General features: G+C 62.8%; 4 protein-coding genes and 1 pseudogene. 2 read left to right on the plus strand and 3 right to left on the minus strand.

Annotated elements, in window-relative coordinates:
• A partial coding sequence (locus tag EN964_RS25530) for an alpha/beta fold hydrolase (RefSeq protein ID WP_164775986.1) occupies positions 1–531 on the plus strand: 531 nt, incomplete at its 5' end.
• A 71-nt stretch (positions 532–602) separates the two neighbouring features.
• On the opposite strand, the gene EN964_RS25535 is transcribed toward EN964_RS25530, so the two are convergent.
• Positions 603–1844 (minus strand): MFS transporter, encoded by a 1242-nt coding sequence (locus EN964_RS25535; protein ID WP_128361821.1) that lies wholly within the window; start codon positions 1842–1844, stop codon positions 603–605.
• 173 nt (positions 1845–2017) lie between these two features.
• Here EN964_RS25535 and EN964_RS25540 point away from each other — a divergent pair, with 173 nt between their 5' ends.
• Entirely contained in the window at positions 2018–2902 is an 885-nt protein-coding gene (locus EN964_RS25540; RefSeq protein ID WP_127270546.1) for a helix-turn-helix domain-containing protein, read from the plus strand.
• 140 nt (positions 2903–3042) lie between these two features.
• Here the strand turns inward: EN964_RS25540 and EN964_RS25545 are convergent, their stop codons facing one another.
• On the minus strand, positions 3043–3978 hold the full coding sequence (locus EN964_RS25545; RefSeq protein ID WP_013530002.1) for a ribose-phosphate pyrophosphokinase: 936 nt from the start codon (positions 3976–3978) through the stop codon (positions 3043–3045).
• 237 nt (positions 3979–4215) lie between these two features.
• A pseudogene (locus EN964_RS25550) lies at positions 4216–4563 on the minus strand (hypothetical protein); the annotation flags it as partial.

Below are 4563 nucleotides of genomic sequence, written 5' to 3' on the forward strand. Positions count from 1 at the left end.
CCCTTCACGCTCGCCTTGCCCTACGCCAATCTGGAATGGACGATGGTGCTGACGGTGCTGATCGGCGCGGTGCCGCCAATCATGCTCAAGACTGCCGCCAATCCCGGCGGCCTGCCGATCGAAGTGTTCGACGGCTTCCGCTCCGCCCAGGCAGCCAATCGCGCCCAGTTCTTCCGCGACGTTCCATCAGGTCCGTTCTACGGGTTCAACCGTCCGGGCGCGGACATCTCGCAGGGCGTCATCGACAATTGGTGGCGCCAAGGCATGATGGGCGGCACCAAGGCGCATTATGATTGTATCAAGGCTTTCTCGGAAACCGACTTCACCGAGGATCTGAAGGCAATCGACGTGCCTGTCCTGGTCATGCACGGAGACGACGACCAGATCGTTCCGATCGCCGATTCGGCGCTGCTGACGATCAAGCTGCTCAAGAAGGGCGAGCTCAAGGTCTACAAGGGCTTCCCGCACGGCATGGCCACGACCCATGCAGACATCATCAATGCCGACCTGCTGGCCTTCTTCAAGGCTTAAGGCCATGGCCCACAAAAATGCACCCGTCATCAGGCGGGTGCATTTTTGTGACAGCGGCAGACCCGCCTGATCTAGGCGGCCGCCTGCGCTTTGCGCGCTTCCTTCATGTTTGGCAGGAACACGGTGAGCAATCCAAGAAACGGCAAATACGAGCAGATCTGGAAGACGAAATCGATGCCCTTCATATCGGCGACGATACCGAGCACGGCCGCCGCGATGCCGCCCATGCCGAAGGCGAAGCCGAAGAAGATGCCGGCGATCATGCCGACGCGGCCCGGCACGAGTTCCTGCGCAAAGACGACGATGTTCGAGAAGGCAGAGGACAGGATCAGGCCGATCAGCACCGTCAGCACCATCGTCCATTCCAGATTGGCGTAGGGCAAGGCGAGCGTGAAGGGCAGCACGCCGACGATGGAGAACCAGATCATCGCCTTCTGCCCGTAGCGGTCGCCGAACGGGCCGCCGAGCAGGATGCCCAGCGCCGAGGCTCCGAGGAACAGGAACAGCATGACTTGGCTCATCTGCACCGAAACGCCGAACTTATGCATGGAATAGAAGGTGTAGTAGCTGGCGAGGCTGGCGATGTAGGCATTCTTGCTCAGCACCAGCAGGGTCAGCACGATCAATGCGTTCATCACCTTGCGGCGCGGGAAGGGCGAAACGAAGCTCGCCGCCTTGCGGGTGCCCTGTGCGGCACGCAGCCGGCTGTACCAGCCGCCGACCTGCCACAAAACGATGATGCCGATCAGCGAGCCGACGGCGAACCAGGAAATGCTGGTCTGGCCGAACGGCACGACGATGAAGGCTGCCAGCAGCGGCCCCATGGACTGTCCGAAATTGCCGCCAACCTGGAACAGCGACTGCGCCAGGCCGAAGCGGCCGCCGGAGGCGAAGCGGGCGATGCGCGAGGATTCCGGATGGAAGATCGCCGAGCCGATGCCGATCAGCGAGGCGCCGATCAGGAGCAGCGAATAGTGCCCGGCATAGGCGAGCACAATCAGGCCGATCAGCGATGACGCCATGCCGTAGGGCAGCGAATAGGGCATCGGCCGTTTGTCGGTGATCATGCCGATCACAGGCTGCAGCAGCGACGCGGTCACCTGGAAGGTGAAGGTCAACAAGCCGATCTGCCAGAAATCGAGGCCATAATTCTCTTTCAGGAGCGGGTAAATGGCCGACAGCAGCGACTGCATGATGTCGTTGATGCAGTGGCAGAAGCTCACCGCCAGGATCACGGTGAAGGCCGTCGCCTGGGCTGAAGCGTGACTGGTGGTCGCCGGTGGGGCGACGCTGGCGGCTGTCGTATCGGTCAAGGTAGGCTCCGTGGTCTTTTTGGCGGGCAGGCCCGCAGGCAGTTGACGAACGCACCTGCGGCCGCCTTGTCGGACGCTCCTGTGGAGCGCTTGGGACCGGCGCCTTATAAGCTTCTTGCGGGATGACTTCTTTCGTGGTTTGGTCCAATAGTTTCGCAAGTGGGCCATATCGGATGCCGCACGGCAAAGAAGTCTTTCACGCTGGCAACGCCAATCTCGGCCAGTTGCACGAGAGCCGCTGGGAGTGGCTTGAACAAGTGGCCGGGCCGGCGGTGGCATTGCCGACCGAATATCCCGATGGCTACCGTGTGCCGCAGCACCGCCACAGCCGCAGCCAGCTCTTGCATGCGCTTGTCGGCGTGGTGCTGGTGACGACGCGCTACGGACGCTGGATGGTGCCGCCCGACCACGCGATGTGGATTCCAGCCGGCACCGAGCATTCCGTCGAGATGCTGGGCGATGTCTCGATGCGTTCGGTCTATGTCATGCCACAGGCGATCCCCGGGCTGCCCGAAGGCTTGCGCGTCGTCGGCGTCACCGACCTGATGCACAGCCTGATCGTGGAATCGGAAAAGCTGCCGCAAGGCGGCGTTCTGGAAGGACGTGGTGGGCTGATCATGAACCTTTTGCTGCACGAAATCCCGACCTTGCCGGAACGGCCGCTCGGCCTGCCATTCCCGTCCGATCCAAGGCTGTCGGCGCTCTGCCGGCGCTTCGTCGCGGCACCGTCGCCGCATGCGACGATCGATGAATGGGCGGATGCCGCCGGCATGAGCCGCCGCTCCTTCACCCGCGCCTTCCAGCGCCAGACTGGCTTGTCGCTGTCGACATGGCGCCAGCAGGCCTGCCTGTTCGCGGCGCTGCCCAGGCTGGCGGACGGCGAGCCGATCACCAGGGTGGCGCTCGATCTCGGCTATGACAGCGTGCCGGCCTTCATCACCATGTTCAAGCGCATGCTGGGGACCTCGCCGCGCGGCTATATGCGCGGCGCACGAGAAAGCGTCGAGGTCGCTCGTCGCCTGGTCGGCCCGGTTCGGTTGGAAAGCCCTGCGCCGTAACGGCAGGTGCTGTTCTAGAGCATTTTACCGTTTTACGGAAACGGCGAGCTGCTCTAACTCTTTGTTTTGACGTAATTCTCTAGGGAAAGCGCTACGCGCTTTTCCCGGGAAAACCGCTTCACACTTTTCCTGGAATTGCTCTAGTCGAACAGGCTCGACACCGATTCCTCGGTCGCGGTGCGCGAAATGGCTTCGCCCATGAGGTCGGCGATCGAGATGACGCGGATGTTGGGCGCGTCGAGCACGCCCTGGGTGGGCTGGATGGAATCGGTGATCACCAGTTCCTGCAGCTTCGAGCCGCTGATGCGGGCAACCGCACCGCCCGACAGCACACCGTGGGTGATATAGGCGGTGACACTGGTGGCGCCGTTGGCCAGCAGTGCATCGGCGGCGTTGCACAGCGTGCCGCCGGAATCGACGATGTCGTCGATCAGCAGGCAATCCTTGCCGGCGACCGCGCCGATGATGTTCATGACTTCCGATTCACCGGGCCGTTCGCGGCGCTTGTCGACGATGGCCAGTTGCGCATCGAAGCGCTTGGCCAGCGCACGGGCGCGGACCACGCCGCCAATGTCGGGCGAGACCACCACGACGTTGCCGAGTTGCTTGTATTTGGCCTTCACGTCGCGGGCCATCACCGGCACGGAAAACAGATTGTCGGTCGGAATATCGAAGAAGCCTTGGATCTGGCCGGCATGCAGGTCAAGCGTCAGAACGCGGTCGACACCGGCGCGGGTGATCATGTTGGCGACCAGCTTGGCCGAGATCGGCGTGCGGCCGGAGGCGCGGCGGTCCTGCCTGGCGTAGCCGAAATAGGGGATGACCGCCGTGATGCGCTTGGCCGAGGAACGCATGAAGGCATCGATCATGATGAGCAATTCCATCAAATGATCGTTGGTCGGGAACGAGGTCGATTGCAGGATGAAGACATCCTCGCCGCGCACGTTTTCCTGGATTTCGACGAAGATTTCCTGGTCGGCGAAGCGCCTGACCGTGGCTTTGCCCAGCGGGACGTTGAGGTACCGGGCGACCGCTTCGGCCAGCACCCTGTTGGAATTGCCCGCGAAGAGTTTCATGCACGGTTCCTGGTGGAGGATGATGAGACCTGACGGACTCGCTTGCGCCCTTTAACCGGGCTTTTAGCGGCCCGCGCCGGTATTGCAAGCGCCGAGATCGGGAATCCGCCGGCTAAACTCAAGAAAGCTCCGCGCCATCGCCGGGCTGCAACAGGGAGCAGCGGACTTGCGCTGCTCCTTCTTCTCGTTGGGCATCGGATTTTCCCAAAACCGTCTCCACTTTTGGGTCCGATGCCTCTAGCCCGCCTTGCCGCCGAGCCAGGCCGCGAATTGGTCGATGGTCTGGTCGGCGATCGTCTGCATGGTGGCCGGCGAGACCCCCTTCCAGCTGTCGCCGCCCGCGCTGGCGCCGGAATTGACCGACGGGGCCTTCTGCTGACCATTGATGCGGTGCAGCCGGTTGCCGGCGGGGTCATAGACATCCCAGACATAGATGACGGTGGTGTCGGCGCCTTCCGACATCGTCGAGAAATAGCCCTTCAGCACATGTGTCACGGTCTGGTCGGCGCTGCCGGCGAGCGTGATACCGCGCTGCCTGGCGCGGGTCTGCAACTCCGCCGTAAGAGGTGTCGCGGCTTCCACCGA

Source organism: Mesorhizobium sp. M7A.F.Ca.CA.001.10.2.1 (assembly GCF_003998575.1).
Lineage (GTDB): Bacteria > Pseudomonadota > Alphaproteobacteria > Rhizobiales > Rhizobiaceae > Mesorhizobium.